This is a genomic window from Cereibacter sp. Soil_C_27, assembly GCF_057657095.1.
Genome location: NZ_JBDGJD010000002.1, coordinates 365,375 through 380,106 on the forward strand (window position 1 = coordinate 365,375; position 14,732 = coordinate 380,106).

Below are 14,732 nucleotides of genomic sequence, written 5' to 3' on the forward strand. Positions count from 1 at the left end.
CACGGATAAAGGCAAGCCCGCCGAAAAGGATACGGGCAGGCATGGCAGAGCGGGACGGCAGAGCGGGAGGGGAGGTCGAGGCATCCGCAGCCCCCTCGCGCGCGCCGCGCAGGCGGCGGCGGGGGCGGATCTCGCTCTGGCTGCTGCTCAGCCTCGTGCTGCTCGCGGCAACGGGCGGGCTCGGCGTGATGGCGCTGACCGGGCGGCCGCTGTCGCTGCCGGTCTGGGCCGTGGCCGAGGTCGAGACGCGGATGAACCGGGCGCTGGCGCCGGTGCAGGCGACGGGCGGGGCCTCGGTCTCGCTGGGTGGCATCGACGTCATGGTGGGGCGCGACTGGGTGCCCCGGCTGCGGCTCGAGGATGTGCGGCTGCTGCAGCGTGGGGGGCGGGCACTGCTGACCCTGCCGGAGGCCCGTATTGCCTTCGATCCGGCCTCTATGGCCCGGTTCAGGCTGCACCCGCGCAGCGTCGATCTGGTGGGCGCCCGCTTCGCGCTGCGCCGTCTGCCGGACGGGCGCTTCGATCTGGGATTCGGCGGCGGCGGTGACGCGCGGATCGAGAGCTATGCCGCAATCATGCAGGCGGTGGACCGGATCTTTGCCCTGCCGCTGCTGGCCGACCTGCGCCGGGTTGAGGCCGAGGGGATGAGCCTGACGCTGGAGGATCAGCGGGCAGGGCGCACCTGGCAGGTGGGCGACGGGCGGCTGGCGCTCGACACCGGCCCGGAGCGCCGGGCGCTGGAGGTCGGGCTGACGCTGCTGGGCCGGGCAGGGCAGGCCCCCGCGCAGGCAGTTCTGACCTTCGTCACCACCCCGGGCAGTCCGGAGGCGCGGATCGCCGCGACCGTCGATCATGTCGCCGCCGCAGATATCGCGGCACAGGCGCTGCCGATCACCTGGCTCGGGGTGCTGGATGCGCAGCTTTCGGGGCGGTTCTCGGCGGGGCTCGACGCGCAGGGCAAGCTGACCGGGCTCGAGGCATCGCTGAACAGCGGCGCGGGCGCGCTGCGGCCGCGGCCCGACATCAAGCCCATCGCCTTCGATACGGCGGGTCTCGCCTTCAGCTATGACCCCGCCGAGGAAAAGATCACCCTCACCGATCTGGCGGTGCAGAGCCGCTCGCTGAACTTCACCGCGACGGGGCATTCCTATCTGCCGGGCGTTGCCAAGGGCATGCCCGAAGCATTTCTCGCGCAGATCCGGCTGGGCGAGGTGAATGCCGATCCGGCGGGGCTCTTCGAGCAGCCGGTGACCTTCTCACAGGGCGCGCTGGATCTGCGGATGCGGCTCGACCCGTTCAGCATCGACATCGGTCAGATCTCGCTGGTCGAGGGCGAGCGGCGGCTGACCGGCAAGGGCCGGGTGGTGGCCGAGCCGCAGGGCTGGCATGTCGGTTTCGACATGACGCTGAACGAGATCTCGCATCAGGGGCTGCTGGCGCTCTGGCCGCTGTCGCTGGTGCCGCGCACCCGCGACTGGGTCGTGAACAACGTGCAGGAGGGCTCGCTCTTCGACGTGAAGGCGGGGCTTCGCATGGTGCCGGGCCGCGAGCCGCGGCTGGCGCTCGGTTACGAGTTCCGCGATGCCGATGTGCGCTTCCTCAAGACCCTGCCGCCGATCGAAGCCGGCAGCGGCTATGCCACGATCGAGGGGCGGCGCTACACGATGGTGCTGAACCGCGGCCGGGTGACGGCGCCGGAGGGAGGGGCGGTCGCGGTGGCGGATTCGCTGTTTCTCGTGCCCGACGTGACGCGCAAGCCGGTCCATGCCGAGATCCGGCTGAACACGAAGAGCAGCGTGACGGCGGCGCTGTCGCTGCTCGACCAGCCGCCGTTCGGCTTTCTGACCAAGGCCGGTCGCCCCGTCGCGCTCGGCACCGGCCGGGCCGAGATGCAGACGGTGATCCGCCTGCCGCTGAAGCCGCGGCTGCAGCCCTCCGAGGTGGATTTCTCGGTGACGGGCCGGGTGTTCGATTTCCGCTCCGACCTTCTGGTGCCGGAGCGGGTGCTGACCGCGCCGGAGCTGGCCCTTTCCGCCGATCCGACCGGGCTGCGGGTCTCGGGCGCGGGCAAGCTGGGCACGGCGCCCTTCGATGCGACCTTCACCCAGGGGTTGGCGCCCGATGACCGGGGGCGGGCGCGGATCGACGGCACGGCCACGCTGTCGCAGGTGCCGATCGACGAATTCGGCATCGGCCTGCCGCGCGGGCTGGTCTCGGGCAGCGGACGGGCACGGTTCACCGTGGAGCTGGCCAAGGACCAGCCGCCGAAGCTGACGTTGAGCTCCGCGCTCACCGGGGTCGGGCTGAGCCTGCCGGAGATCGGCTTCAGCAAGCCCGCCTCGCGCGCGGGCCGGCTGGAAGTGCAGGCGACGCTGGGCAAGCCCGCGGCGGTGCAGCGGCTGGTGGTCGAGGGCGGCGGGCTGCAGGCCGAGGGCCGGGTGAGCCTGCGCGCCGATGGCGGGCTCGACCGGGCGAGCTTCGACCGCGTGCGGCTGAACGGGTGGATCGACGCGCCGGTGGTGCTGACCGGGCGCGGCCGCGGCCAGACGCCGAAGGTCTCGGTTACCGGCGGCAGCGTCGATCTGCGACGGTTGAGCCTCGGTTCGGGCGGCGGTGGCGGCGGCGGCTCGGGCGGGGCGGTGCCGATCGAGGTGCAACTCGACCGCCTGCAGGTGACCGAGAAGATCTCGCTCACCGGGCTTGGTGGGCTCTTCACTACCAGCGGCGGCTTCAACGGCGATTTCGCCGCGCGGGTCAATGGTGGGGCAGTGGTGCGCGGCGCAGTGGTGCCGGTGCGGCTCGGCACGGCGGTGCGGATCCAATCCGACGATGCCGGGGGTGTCATGGCCTCGACCGGGGTGTTTCCCGATGCCCGGGGTGGCACGCTCGACCTGCAGCTGACGCCGACCGGGCCGAAGGGCCACTACAATGGCCATGCCGAGGCGACGGATGTGCGGGTGCAGAACGCCCCGGTGCTGGCGGCGCTGCTGAGCGCCATTTCCGTCGTGGGGATTCTGGAGCAGCTGAACGGCGACGGGCTGGTTTTCTACGAGGCCGACGCCGATTTCCGCTTGACGCCGGAGGCGATCGAGATCACCCGCGGGGCCGCCGTGGGTGCCTCGCTGGGCGTGTCGGTGGCGGGGGTCTTCGATGCGGTGGGAAAGCGGCTGGACATGCAGGGCGTCATCTCGCCGATCTATCTGCTGAACGGCATCGGCGCGGTGCTCACCCGTCGCGGCGAGGGGCTGTTCGGTTTCAACTACAAACTGAGCGGCAGCTCTGACCGGCCTTCGGTCTCGGTCAATCCGCTGTCGATCCTGACGCCGGGCATGTTCCGCGAGATATTCCGCGCGCCCGCACCGGTGCTGGAGGGGCCATGAAACTGTCTGACTTCGATTTCCACCTGCCCGAGCGGCTGATCGCCACGCGGCCGGCGCGGCCGCGCAGCTCGGCGCGGCTGCTGCTGGCCGAGGGCGATGCCATCCGCGATCTGCACGTTGCGGATCTGGTGGAGATCTTCCGCCCCGGCGACCGGCTGGTGCTGAACAACACCAAGGTGATCCCAGCCCGGCTGACCGGCACGCGGACCCGCGGCGAGGCGGTCGCGAAAGTGGAGATCACGCTGATGGAGCCCGCCGCCGAGGGCTGGCGCGCGCTGGCCAAGCCGCTGCGCAAGGTGAGCCCCGGCGAGGTGATCCGCTTCTCCGACGCGCTGAGCGCCACCGTCGCGGAGAAGAGCGAGACCGACCTGCGGCTGGTCTTCAACCTCGCGGGCGAGGATTTCGACGCGGCGCTGGCCGAGGCGGGAGCGATGCCGCTGCCGCCCTACATCGCCGCCAAGCGCAAGCCCGACGCGCAGGACGAGACCGATTACCAGACCGTCTTCGCGCGGCATGCCGGGGCCGTCGCAGCGCCCACCGCCTCGCTGCATTTCGACGCGCCGCTGCTGGAGGCGCTGGCGGCGAAGGGCGTGCAGTTCACCGAGGTGACGCTGCATGTCGGCGCCGGCACCTTCCTGCCGGTGAAGGTGGAGGATGTGACCACGCACCGGATGCATGCCGAATGGGGCGAGGTGACCGAGACGGCGGCCACCGAGATGAACGCCACCAAGGCGGCGGGCGGGCGGGTGATCCCGGTCGGCACCACGGCGCTGCGGCTGATCGAGTCGGCGGCGGCGACTGGTGCGGTTGAACCCTGGCGGGGGACGACCGATATCTTCATCTATCCCGGTTACCGTTTCAGGGTGACCGACGCGCTGATGACCAATTTCCACCTGCCGAAGTCCACGCTGCTGATGCTGGTCTCGGCCCTGATGGGGCAGGAGCGGATCGAGCGGATCTACCGTCATGCGGTTGATACCGAATACCGTTTCTTCTCTTACGGCGACGCCTCGCTGCTGATCCCCTAGGCGCGCCCGCCCGTCCAACCGTCGCCTTTGCGCCCTCCCGGGCGGGAGGCCGCTGCTACTGTGCCCGAAACCCCCGGAGTCCGTCGATGTTCAAGGTTCTCGCTTCCACCTGGCCGCTGTTGCTGGGCGTCATGCTGCTGATGGTCGGAAACGGCATCCAGGGCTCGCTGCTGGGCATCCGCGGCGGGATCGAGGGATTCAGCACCTTCCAGCTGTCGATGGTGATGTCGGCCTATTTCCTCGGCTTCCTCTTCGGGTCGCGCGTGACGCCCGAGATGATCCGCCGCGTCGGCCATGTGCGGGTCTTCGCGGCGCTCGGCTCGCTGATCTCGGCGGTGCTGGTGGTCTATCCGGTGCTGCCGGAGTGGACGGTCTGGGCGGGCATGCGGGTGCTTGTGGGCTTCTGCTTCTCGGGGGTCTACATCACCGCCGAGAGCTGGCTGAACAACAGCTCCACCAACGAGACCCGCGGGCAGGCGCTGTCGCTCTACATGATCGTGCAGATGATCGGCATCATCGGCTCGCAGGCGCTCTTGAACGTGGCAGAGCCCTCGGGCTTCACGCTCTTCGTCATCCCCTCCGTGCTGGTCTCGCTGGCCTTCATGCCGATCCTGCTGACCACCACCACAGCGCCGGTCTTCGACACGACGAAGCCCTTGTCCTTCAAGGAGCTGTTCGAGATCTCGCCGCTCGGCGTCATCGGCATGCTGCTGACCGGGGGCATCTTCTCGGCGATGTTCGGCATGGCCTCGGTCTGGGGCACGCTGGAAGGGCTGAGCGTGCGCGACATCTCGATCTTCATCGGGACGATGTACGTCGGCGGTCTGGTGCTGCAATATCCGATCGGCTGGTTCTCGGACCGGATGGACCGACGCAAGCTGGTGCTGGGGCTGGCGGTGGTCGGCGGCGCTGTCATGGCGGTGGCGGTGCTCTTCACCCCGCCGTTCTGGGGGCTTTTGATCGTCTCGCTGCTGCTGGGCGGCATCACCAACCCGCTCTACTCGCTGCTGATCGCCCATACCAACGACTTCCTCAGCAAGGAGTCGATGGCCGGCGCCTCGGCCGGGCTGATCTTCATGAACGGGCTCGGCGCGATCTTCGGGCCGCTGGTCACCGGCTGGATCATGGAGCAGGCCGGGCCGGACGGGTTCTTCCTGTTCATCGGCATCCTCTTCGGGGTGCTGGCGACCTACGCCGCCTGGCGGATGACGCAGCGCGCGGCGCCCGCCGTGGCCGATACCGGGGCCTTCGCCACTCTGGCGCCCACCGCCTCGGCTCTGGCGGTCGGCACCATGATGGAGCAGGGGCAGGAGGGCGTCGACACCTCGGGCCGCTGAATGTTGCAGCCCGCCGCCGGACCTGTCAGGCTCGGCCTCAGGAAGCGGAGGACATGATGGCAGACGATCCCGAAGGCGTGCTGGACTACTGGCTGGGCGAGGTTGGCCCCGAGGGCTGGTATCTCGGCTCGGAGGAGCTCGACGACGAGATCCGCGGCCGGTTCGGCGATCTGTGGCAGGCGGCGCGCGAGGGCGGGCTGGACCACTGGTGCGAGGGCACGGTGGGCAGTCTGGCCTTCCTGATCCTCACCGACCAGTTCTCGCGCAACATCTTCCGCGACAAGGCCGAGGCCTTCGACACCGATCCGCAAGCCCGCGCCTGTGCCCGCAAGGCGCTGGAGGGGGGCTGGGACATGCAGGCGCCCGAGCCGGAGCGGCAGTTCTTCTACATGCCCTTCGAGCATTCCGAAGATCCCGCCGATCAGGATCTGTCTGTGGAGCTCTTCTCCACCCGGATGCCCGAGACCGGGGCCGAGAACCTGCTGCATGCCCGCGCTCATGCCGAGATCATCCGCCGCTACGGCCGTTTCCCGTTCCGCAACGCGGCGCTGGGGCGCGAGTCGACGCCGGAGGAGGAAGAGTTCCTGCAGGGCGGAGCCTATGCCGGCGTGGTGCGCGCGATGAAGGCGTGAGCCATGCAAACCCTGCATGGCGTGGCGCTTTTGGCCTTCGTTGCGCGGTCTCAAAAAATGGTTTAATGCCAAACTACTTTTTTTCCAGGAGATGACGATGGCTGCCAAGAGCTTTGACATGATCGTGGTCGGGTCCGGTCCGGGGGGCTATGTCGCCGCGATCCGGGCGGCGCAGCTCGGGCTGAACGTCGCCATCGTGGAGCGGGAAAACCTCGGCGGCATCTGCCTGAACTGGGGCTGCATCCCGACCAAGGCGCTCTTGCGCTCGGCCGAGGTGTTCCACCTGATGCACCGCGCCAAGGAATTCGGCCTTAAGGCCGACGGCATCGGCTATGACCTCGACGCGGTGGTCGCCCGCTCGCGCGGGGTGGCCAAGCAGCTGTCGGGCGGCATCGGCCATCTGATGAAGAAGAACAAGATCACCGTGGTGATGGGCACGGCGACGCTGCCCGCCAAGGGCCGGGTGCAGGTGAAGACCGACAAGGGCACCGAGGAGCTGGAGGCCAAGACCATCATCCTCGCCACCGGCGCCCGGGCGCGCGAGCTGCCGGGGCTGGAGGCCGACGGCGATCTGGTCTGGACCTACCGCCACGCGCTGCAGCCCAAGCGCATGCCGAAGAAGCTGCTGGTGATCGGCTCGGGCGCCATCGGCATCGAATTCGCCAGTTTCTTCAACACGCTGGGCGCCGATACCACCGTGGTCGAGGTGATGGACCGCGTGCTGCCGGTCGAGGATGCCGAGGTTTCTGCCTTTGCGAAGAAGGCTTTCGTGAAGCAGGGCATGAAGATCCTCGAGAAATCCACCGTCAAGAAGCTCGACCGTTCGCCGGGGAAGGTCACCGCGCATATCGAGGCGGGCGGAAAGACCGAGACGATGGAGTTCGACACGGTGATCTCTGCCGTCGGCATCGTCGGCAATGTCGAGGGGCTGGGGCTGGAGGCGCTGGGCGTGAAGATCGACCGGACCCATGTGGTGACGGACGAGTTCTGCCGCACCGGCGTCGAGGGGCTCTATGCCATCGGCGACATCGCCGGCGCGCCCTGGCTTGCGCACAAGGCCAGCCACGAGGGCGTGATGGTGGCCGAACTGGTCGCGGGCGGCCATCCGCATCCGATCAAGCCGGGCTCGATCGCCGGCTGCACCTATTGCCATCCGCAGGTGGCGTCGGTCGGCATGACCGAAGCCAAGGCCAAGGAGGCGGGCTTCGAGGTGAAAGTCGGGCGTTTCCCCTTCATCGGCAACGGCAAGGCAATCGCCTTGGGCGAGGCCGAGGGCTTCATCAAGACGGTGTTCGACGCCAAAACCGGCGAGCTGCTGGGCGCCCATATGATCGGCGCGGAAGTGACCGAGCTGATCCAGGGCTATGTCATCGGCCGCACGCTGGAGACGACGGAGGCCGAGCTGATGGAGACGGTCTTCCCGCATCCGACGCTGTCCGAGATGATGCATGAATCCGTGCTCGACGCCTACGGCCGCGCGCTGCATTTCTGAGGCTGGCCCCGGCTGTGGCCGTGGGCTAACCCTGCGCGCATGACCCGTCCCGCACCTCCGATGCTGCTGGTTCTGGCGCTCTGGGGCGCCGGGCTCGGCTCTGCCGCGCAATTCGCTAAGCTCGGCGTGATCTTCGACCATATCGCCTTGGCCTATCCGGGTCGGGGCGAGGTGGCGCTGGGGCTCACCGTCTCCATCGTCGGCTTCGTCGGGCTGATCTTCGGCACCACGGCGGGGCTCCTCGTGCAGCGGCTGGGCTACCGGCGGGTGCTGGTCGCCGCGCTTTCGCTGGGGGGCGTGCTCTCCGCGCTGCAGGCGCTGCTGCCGCCGCTGCCGGTGATGCTGGCGCTGCGGCTGGTCGAGGGTGGCTCGCATCTGGCCATCGTGGTGGCCGCCCCGGTGCTGATCGCGCAGATTGCGCCGCCCCGGCTGCAGGGGCTGGCGATGACGCTGTGGAGCAGCTTCTTCGCCGTATCTTTCGCTATCACAGCCGCGCTCGGCCGCCCTTTGACCGAGGCGCAGGGAGTCAGCGCGCTGTTTCTGGCGCATGCCGCCTATATGGCTGCCTTCGCGCTCCTGCTCTGGCGTGTCCTGCCGCTGGATCGGCCGGGGCCCGCCCTGCCGCTGTCGCCGGGCCGTCTGCTGCGCCAGCATGGCGAGATCTATGCCTCGCCCAGCGTCGCTGCCCCCGCCATCGGCTTCTACTGCTATGCGCTCATCTATATCGCGCTGCTGACGCTGCTGCCGACGCTTGCGGGGCCTTACCGCGAGCTTCTCGCCTCGGCCATGCCGTTGACCAGCATCGCCGTCTCGCTGACGCTGGGGGTCTGGCTGCTGGGGCGGGTGCCGGCGATCCGGGTGGTGCAGTTGGGCTTCGCTGCGACGCTGCTTGCCGCCGGGCTGATCTGGCTGGAGCGCGGCGCGCCGCTGCCTTTGGCGGTGGCGAGCCTGATCCTCGCCGCGGCGCTGGGGCTGGTGCAGGGGGCGAGCTTCGCCGCCATCCCGCAGCTCAACCCTGATCTTGAGAGCCGCAGCCGCGCCTCCGGGGCGCTGGCACAACTCGGCAATCTCGGCACCACCTGCGGCACGCCGCTGCTCGCTGCGCTGATCGCCGGGCAGGGCATTGCCGGGCTGGTGCTGTTCTGCCTGCTGCCCGCGACCGCCGGGATCGTGCTGCATCAGTGGCTTTCCGCCCGGCGCCGCGTCGCGAGCTGAACTATTTCCGCAAACCAGCTCTGCGTTCATAGATTGTTCACGTTTTTGGGTTGGAGACTCAGCCCTGCTCGCCTATCTCTGGTGCTTCAGACAGCAGGGACGTGGGCATGGCCGAACAGAAGTTCATCTCGGTGCGCGGGGCGCGCGAGCATAACCTCAAGGGCATCGACGTGGACATTCCGCGCGACCAGCTTGTGGTGATCACCGGTCTGTCGGGCTCCGGCAAGTCGAGCCTCGCCTTCGACACGATCTATGCCGAAGGCCAGCGCCGCTATGTGGAAAGCCTGAGCGCCTATGCGCGGCAGTTCCTCGACATGATGGGCAAGCCCGATGTGGATCATATCTCGGGCCTCTCGCCCGCGATCTCCATCGAGCAGAAGACCACCTCGAAGAACCCGCGCTCCACCGTCGGCACGGTGACCGAGATCTACGACTACATGCGCCTTTTGTGGGCGCGGGTCGGCACGCCCTATTCCCCCGCCACCGGCCTGCCGATCACCGCGCAGCAGGTGCAGGACATGGTCGATGCGGTCATGGCCATGCCGGAGGGCACGCGCGCCTATCTGCTGGCGCCGATCGTCCGCGACCGGAAGGGCGAGTACAAGAAGGAGTTCATGGAGCTCCGCAAGCAGGGCTTCCAGCGGGTCAAGGTGAACGGCACCTTCCACGAGCTTGAGGACGCGCCGACGCTGGACAAGAAGTTCCGCCATGACATCGACGTGGTGGTCGACCGCATCGTGGTGCGCGACGGCATCCAGACCCGGCTGGCGGATTCGTTCCGCACCGCGCTGAACCTCGCCGACGGCATCGCCGTGCTGGAGACGGCGCCGGCTGAGGGCGAGGGCGACCCTATCCGCACCACCTTCTCCGAGAAATTCGCCTGTCCCGTCTCGGGCTTCACCATTCCCGAGATCGAGCCGCGGCTGTTCTCGTTCAACGCGCCCTTCGGCGCCTGCCCGGTTTGCGACGGTCTGGGGATGGAGCTGTTCTTCGACGAGCGGCTGGTGGTGCCTGACCAAGGGCTGACGCTGGCGCAGGGGGCGCTGGCGCCCTGGGCCAAATCGAAGTCGCCCTATTTCAACCAGACCATCGACGCGCTGGCCAAGCATTACGGCTTCGACAAGAAGAAGAAATGGAAGGAGCTGCCCGAGAAGGTGCATCAGGTCTTCCTGCGCGGCTCTGGCGAGGAGGAGATCAGCTTCCGCTATGATGAGGGTGGGCGGATCTATCAGGTCAGCCGCGTCTTCGAAGGCGTGATTCCCAACATGGAGCGGCGCTACAAGGAGACGGATTCGGCCTGGGTGCGCGAGGAGTTCGAGCGCTACCAGAACAACCGCCCCTGCGGCGCCTGCCACGGCTACCGGCTGAAGCCCGAGGCGCTCGCGGTGAAGATCGGCGGCATCCACATCGGCCAGGTGGTGCAGATGTCGATCAAGGAGGCTTTTGCCTGGGTCGGCACGGTGCCCGATGCGCTCACCAACCAGAAGAACGAGATCGCCCGGGCGATCCTGAAGGAGATCCGCGAGCGGCTTGGTTTCCTCGTCAATGTCGGGCTCGACTACCTGTCGCTCAGCCGCGCGGCGGGCACGCTGTCGGGCGGCGAGAGCCAGCGCATCCGGCTGGCGAGCCAGATCGGCTCGGGGCTGACCGGGGTGCTCTACGTGCTCGACGAACCCTCGATCGGGCTGCACCAGCGCGACAACGACCGGCTGCTGACCACGCTGAAGAACCTGCGCGATCAGGGCAATTCAGTGCTGGTGGTGGAGCATGACGAGGATGCGATCCGCGAGGCGGATTATGTCTTCGACATCGGCCCCGGCGCCGGGGTGCATGGCGGGCAGGTGGTGGCGCATGGCACGCCCGCCGAGATCGCAGCAGATCCGGCCAGCCTCACCGGGCAATATCTGTCCGGCGCGCGCAGCATTCCCGTCGCCTCGACCAGGCGGACGGGCAGCGGCAAGAAGCTGACGGTGGTGAAGGCCTCGGGCAACAACCTGCATGACGTGACGGTGGATTTCCCGCTGGGCAAGTTCGTCTGCGTCACCGGAGTCTCGGGCGGCGGCAAGTCGACGCTGACCATCGAGACGCTCTACAAGACCGCCGCCACCCGGCTGAACGGCGCGCGCGAGACGCCCGCGCCCTGCGAGACGATCCGCGGCTTCGAGCATCTGGACAAGGTGATCGACATCGACCAGCGCCCGATCGGCCGCACCCCGCGCTCGAACCCGGCGACCTATACCGGCGCCTTCACCCCGATCCGCGACTGGTTCGCGGGCCTGCCGGAAAGCAAGGCGCGCGGCTACCAGCCCGGGCGCTTCAGCTTCAACGTGAAGGGCGGGCGCTGCGAGGCCTGTCAGGGCGATGGCGTCATCAAGATCGAGATGCACTTCCTGCCCGACGTCTATGTCACCTGCGAGACCTGCAAGGGCGCGCGCTACAACCGCGAGACGCTGGAGGTGAAGTTCAAGGACAAGAGCATCGCCGACGTGCTGGACATGACGGTGGAGGATGCGCAGGTCTTCTTCCAGGCCGTGCCCTCGATCCGCGAGAAGATGGACGCGCTGGTGCGGGTCGGCCTCGGCTATGTGAAGGTCGGCCAGCAGGCGACGACGCTGTCTGGCGGCGAGGCGCAGCGGGTGAAGCTGTCGAAGGAGCTGGCGCGGCGGGCCACGGGGCGCACGCTCTACATCCTCGACGAGCCGACCACCGGCCTGCATTTCGAGGATGTGAAGAAGCTCCTGGAGGTGCTGCACGAGCTGGTCGAGCAGGGCAACACCGTGGTGGTGATCGAGCACAACCTCGACGTGGTGAAGACTGCCGACTGGATCATCGACATCGGCCCCGAGGGCGGCGATGGCGGCGGGATCATCGTCGCCGAGGGCACGCCCGAGGATGTGGCCAAGGTGGAGGCCTCGCACACCGGGCGCTACCTGGCGCCGATGCTGAAGCCGCGCCGGCTGGCCGCGGAGTAGGAGCGCCGCTCGGGGGCATCGAGCCCCCGCGCGCCGCTGCTGCCGCGGGGGTGATCGGCAAGGGGTGTCGCCCGGGGAGGCCGGGGAGCCTCCGGCGGGGATATTTGCGGACAGAAAATGAGGGGCGGCACTGTGAGGTGCCGCCCTTTTGACGTCAGTCCATTGCCTTGAAATTGAAGGCGGAGCCTTCCTTGATGCCCGAGGGCCAGCGCGTGGTGATGGTCTTGGTGCGGGTGTAGAAGCGGAAGGCGTCGGGCCCGTGCTGGTTCAGGTCGCCGAAGCCGGATTTCTTCCAGCCGCCGAAGGTGTGATAGGCCAGCGGCACCGGGATCGGCACGTTGATGCCGACCATGCCGATGTTCACCCGGTTGGCGAAGTCGCGGGCGGCATCGCCGTCGCGGGTGAAGATCGCCGTGCCGTTGCCGTATTCATGGTCCATCGCCAGACCCAGCGCTTCCTCGTAGGAGGCGGCGCGCACGGTGGAGAGCACCGGCCCGAAGATCTCCTTCTTGTAGATGTCCATCTCGGGGGTGACATGGTCGAAGAGATGCGGGCCGACGAAGAAGCCGTCCTCGTAGCCCTGCAGCGCGAAGTTGCGGCCATCGACCACCAGCTTCGCGCCCTGATCGACGCCCGACTGCACCAGCTTGAGGATATTCTGCTTGGCGGCGGCGGTGACGACCGGGCCGTAATCGACATCGTTGCCGGCGGTATAGGGGCCGACCTTCAGCTTTTCGATGCGCGGGATCAGCCGCTCGATCAGCGCGTCAGCGGTGGCGTCACCCACGGGGACCGCGACCGAGATCGCCATGCAGCGCTCGCCCGCCGCCCCGTAGCCCGCACCGACCAGCGCGTCGGCGGCCAGATCGAGATCGGCATCCGGCATGATGATCATGTGGTTCTTGGCGCCGCCGAAGCACTGGACCCGTTTGCCGTTGGCACAGCCGCGGGTGTAGATGTATTCGGCGATCGGGGTGGAGCCGACGAAGCCCACCGCGGCGATGGTCGGGTTGTCGAGGATCGCGTCGACCGATTCCTTGTCGCCGTTCACCACCTGCAGGATGCCGTCGGGCAGGCCCGCCTCCTTGCAGAGCTCGGCCAGCATCAAGGGCACCGAGGGGTCGCGCTCGGAGGGCTTGAGGATGAAGGCGTTGCCGCAGGCCATCGCCGGGCCCATCTTCCACAGCGGGATCATCGCCGGGAAGTTGAAGGGGGTGATGCCCGCCGCCACGCCGACCGGCTGGCGCATGGAATACATGTCGATGCCGGGGCCGGCGGAGTCGGTGAACTCGCCCTTCAGCATCTGTGCCGCGCCGATGCAATATTCGATCACTTCCAGCCCGCGCTGGATGTCACCCTTGGCGTCGGGGATGGTCTTGCCATGCTCGCGGCTCAGCGCCTCGGCCAGCTTCTCCATGTCGCGGTTGATCAGGTTGACCAGCGCCATCATCACCCGGCCACGCTTCTGCGGGTTGGTGGCGGCCCATTTCGGCTGGGCGGCGGCGGCGGCCTCGACCGCGGCGTCAAGCTCGGCCTTGGAGGCGAGCGGCACGCGGGCCTGCACCTCGCCGGTAGCGGGGTTGAAGACATCGGCGAAGCGGCCCGAGGTGCCCTTCACGTGCTTGCCGTTGATCCAGTGGCTCAGTTCCTGCATGGAGTCCTCCCGATTTGCTGACCTGACCTTAGCCTTGCAAATTTGCCGGATAAAGCGGCAAGGTTTCAAAAGCGTTTTGCGGTTTTGCAGGGGCGGGGCATGGACTGGGACGATCTGCGGGTGTTTCTGGCGGTGGCGCGCAGCGAGAGCCTGTCGGGCGCAGGCAAGGTGCTGCGTCTCGATCCGGCGACGGTGGGGCGGCGGGTGGCTCGGCTGGAAGAGGCGCTGACGGCGCGGCTCTTTGCCAAGAGCCCGCAGGGCTATGCGCTGACCGAGCAGGGCCAGCGGATGCTGGCCCATGCCGAGCGGGCCGAGCAGGCGATGCTGGAGGCGGTGGAAGAGGTGCAGGGCGCCTCGGGGCTCACCGGGCAGATCCGGATCGGCGCGCCGGACGGCTGCGCCAACTACCTGCTGCCTCAGGTCGTCACCCGGATCTGCGAGGAAAACCCGGGGCTGGAGGTGCAGATCGTTGCCCTCCCGCGGGTCTTCAACCTGTCGAAGCGCGAGGCCGACATGGCGATCGGCGTCTCGCGGCCCGAGGCCGGGCGGCTGACGGTGCAGAAGCTGACCGACTACAAGCTGCATCTGGCGGCGAGCCGCGCCTATCTGGAGCGGGCGGGGGCGCCGCAGAGCCTCGAGGATCTGAAGGCACACCGGATCGTCGGCTATATCCCCGACATGATCTTCGACAAGGAGCTGGACTACCTGACCGAGATCGGGGCAGGGGCGGCGCCTCTGGCCTCGAACTCGGTCTCGGTGCAGCTGAACTGGCTCCGGACCGGCGGCGGCATCGGCATCGTGCATGACTTCGCCATCCCCTCGGCGCCGGAGCTGGTGAAGATCCTGCCCGAGGCCGTCAGCCTGACCCGGGCCTTCTGGCTGATCCGCCATGCCGACGACCGGCGGGTGGAGCGGATGAACCGCTTCGCCGATGCGCTGGCCAGCGGCCTCCGGCGCGAAGTCATACGTTTGGAAGGCATGACTTGAGCCGAATCTGCGCTAAGCTGAGTCGGAGGCGAAGA

General features: G+C 68.2%; 9 protein-coding genes. 8 read left to right on the forward strand and 1 reads right to left on the reverse strand.

Going from position 1 to position 14,732, the window contains the following annotated elements; genetic code table 11:
- The first annotated feature begins 41 nt into the window (after positions 1 to 41).
- From AC3A5Z_RS08705 to uvrA, 7 genes are all read left to right on the forward strand, one after another.
- Positions 42 to 3,380, forward strand: coding sequence for a YhdP family protein (locus AC3A5Z_RS08705; protein ID WP_487518972.1), 3,339 nt, complete (start codon positions 42 to 44; stop codon positions 3,378 to 3,380).
- Positions 3,377 to 4,408 (forward strand): tRNA preQ1(34) S-adenosylmethionine ribosyltransferase-isomerase QueA, encoded by a 1,032-nt coding sequence (gene queA / locus AC3A5Z_RS08710; protein ID WP_487518973.1) that lies wholly within the window; start codon positions 3,377 to 3,379, stop codon positions 4,406 to 4,408. The genes AC3A5Z_RS08705 and queA overlap by 4 nt, the downstream gene beginning before the upstream one ends.
- 86 nt (positions 4,409 to 4,494) lie before the next feature.
- Positions 4,495 to 5,745 carry an MFS transporter gene (locus AC3A5Z_RS08715; protein WP_487518974.1) on the forward strand — a complete coding sequence of 417 codons (1,251 nt, stop codon included), beginning with the start codon at positions 4,495 to 4,497 and terminating at the stop codon, positions 5,743 to 5,745.
- 56 nt (positions 5,746 to 5,801) lie between these two features.
- Entirely contained in the window at positions 5,802 to 6,377 is a 576-nt protein-coding gene (locus tag AC3A5Z_RS08720; RefSeq protein WP_487518975.1) for a DUF924 family protein, read from the forward strand.
- 97 nt (positions 6,378 to 6,474) lie between these two features.
- Positions 6,475 to 7,869: a dihydrolipoyl dehydrogenase gene (lpdA, locus tag AC3A5Z_RS08725; protein WP_487518976.1), complete on the forward strand. Its 1,395-nt coding sequence runs from the start codon at positions 6,475 to 6,477 to the stop codon at positions 7,867 to 7,869.
- 39 nt (positions 7,870 to 7,908) lie between these two features.
- Positions 7,909 to 9,084 (forward strand): MFS transporter, encoded by a 1,176-nt coding sequence (locus AC3A5Z_RS08730; protein ID WP_487518977.1) that lies wholly within the window; start codon positions 7,909 to 7,911, stop codon positions 9,082 to 9,084.
- A 107-nt stretch (positions 9,085 to 9,191) separates the two neighbouring features.
- Positions 9,192 to 12,056 carry an excinuclease ABC subunit UvrA gene (uvrA, locus tag AC3A5Z_RS08735; RefSeq protein ID WP_487518978.1) on the forward strand — a complete coding sequence of 955 codons (2,865 nt, stop codon included), beginning with the start codon at positions 9,192 to 9,194 and terminating at the stop codon, positions 12,054 to 12,056.
- Between the two features lie 154 nt (positions 12,057 to 12,210).
- On the opposite strand, the gene AC3A5Z_RS08740 is transcribed toward uvrA, so the two are convergent.
- Positions 12,211 to 13,710, reverse strand: a complete 1,500-nt coding sequence (locus AC3A5Z_RS08740) for a CoA-acylating methylmalonate-semialdehyde dehydrogenase (protein WP_487518979.1) — start codon at positions 13,708 to 13,710, stop codon at positions 12,211 to 12,213.
- Between the two features lie 99 nt (positions 13,711 to 13,809).
- Here AC3A5Z_RS08740 and AC3A5Z_RS08745 point away from each other — a divergent pair, with 99 nt between their 5' ends.
- Positions 13,810 to 14,697, forward strand: a complete 888-nt coding sequence (locus AC3A5Z_RS08745; protein ID WP_487518980.1) for a LysR family transcriptional regulator — start codon at positions 13,810 to 13,812, stop codon at positions 14,695 to 14,697.
- Positions 14,698 to 14,732: the final 35 nt, after the last annotated feature.

Bases quoted from the DNA above. Each gene is read 5' to 3' on its own strand.
- AC3A5Z_RS08705 (WP_487518972.1), top strand. From the start codon at position 42: ATGGCAGAGCGGGACGGCAGAGCGGGAGGGGAGGTCGAGGCATCCGCA.
- queA (WP_487518973.1), top strand. From the start codon at position 3,377: ATGAAACTGTCTGACTTCGATTTCCACCTGCCCGAGCGGCTGATCGCC.
- AC3A5Z_RS08715 (WP_487518974.1), top strand. From the start codon at position 4,495: ATGTTCAAGGTTCTCGCTTCCACCTGGCCGCTGTTGCTGGGCGTCATG.
- AC3A5Z_RS08720 (WP_487518975.1), top strand. From the start codon at position 5,802: ATGGCAGACGATCCCGAAGGCGTGCTGGACTACTGGCTGGGCGAGGTT.
- lpdA (WP_487518976.1), top strand. From the start codon at position 6,475: ATGGCTGCCAAGAGCTTTGACATGATCGTGGTCGGGTCCGGTCCGGGG.
- AC3A5Z_RS08730 (WP_487518977.1), top strand. From the start codon at position 7,909: ATGACCCGTCCCGCACCTCCGATGCTGCTGGTTCTGGCGCTCTGGGGC.
- uvrA (WP_487518978.1), top strand. From the start codon at position 9,192: ATGGCCGAACAGAAGTTCATCTCGGTGCGCGGGGCGCGCGAGCATAAC.
- AC3A5Z_RS08740 (WP_487518979.1), bottom strand. From the start codon at position 13,710: ATGCAGGAACTGAGCCACTGGATCAACGGCAAGCACGTGAAGGGCACC.
- AC3A5Z_RS08745 (WP_487518980.1), top strand. From the start codon at position 13,810: ATGGACTGGGACGATCTGCGGGTGTTTCTGGCGGTGGCGCGCAGCGAG.